Consider the following 1029-nt stretch of genomic DNA (forward strand, 5'->3'; position numbering starts at 1 on the left):
TGTGCCGCCTTGGACGGTGACTGAGTCGCCTGCGTTATGGACAGTGTTGTCACCAGCTACGGTGAAGCTCACCACAGAGGTGTTGTCTGACTCGTCATTGCTCAGTACGTTACCTGAAGCCTGGGTATCTTCGCCAACCGTCACTGCATCATCAGCCACGTCTGTGTTATCTGGCGTGACAGTAATTGTCAGTGTCGCCGTTTCACCAGTGTTAGTGGTGTAAGTGATGACCGGCAATGTGCCATTCCAATCCGCAGCTGGGTCGAAGGTGTAAGAACCATTGGCGTTAAGGACGAGTGTGCCGCCTTGGACAGTCACTGAGTCACCTGCGTTGTAAGTGGTGTTGTCACCGGCAATGGTGAAGCTGACCACGCTCGTGTTATCAGACTCGTCATTGCTCAGTACGTTGCCACTTGCTTGCGTATCTTCGCCCACGGTCACAGCATCATCAGCCACATCAGTGTTATCTGGCGTGACAGTGATGGTTAAGGTTGCTGTCTCACCTGTGTTGGTGGTGTAAGTGATCACCGGCAATGTGCCGTTCCAATCCGCAGCTGGATCGAATGTGTACGAACCATTAGCGTTAAGGACCAGTGTACCGCCCTGGACGTTCACTGAGTCACCTGCGTTGTAAGTGGTGTTGTCACCGGCGATGGTGAAGCTCACAACTGAGGTGTTGTCAGACTCATCGTTAGTTAATACGTTGCCTGAAGCTTGCGTATCTTCGCCCACGGTTACAGCATCATCAGCCACGTCAGTGTTATCTGGCGTCACTGTGATGGTTAAGGTTGCAGTCTCACCTGTGTTAGTGGTGTAAGTGATAACCGGCAGTGTGCCATTCCAATCCGCAGCTGGGTCAAAGGTGTAAGAGCCATTAGCGTTCAGCACTAGTGTGCCGCCTTGGACGGTGACTGAGTCACCCGCGTTGTAAGTGGTGTTGTCACCGGCGATAGTGAAGCTGACCACGCTCGTGTTATCAGATTCGTCATTGCTCAGTACGTTGCCACTTGCCTGGGTGTCTTCACCCAC

At 52.8% G+C, this 1029-nt stretch carries 1 protein-coding gene; it reads right to left on the reverse strand.

Annotation, left to right across the window (positions count from 1 at the left end; genetic code table 11):
- A partial coding sequence (locus G3R49_RS19900) for an Ig-like domain-containing protein (RefSeq protein WP_167870829.1) occupies positions 1-1029 on the reverse strand: 1029 nt, incomplete at both ends.

The sequence above is a fragment of the Shewanella sp. WXL01 genome, assembly GCF_012263345.1.
GTDB classification, from domain to species: Bacteria; Pseudomonadota; Gammaproteobacteria; order Enterobacterales; family Shewanellaceae; genus Shewanella; species Shewanella maritima.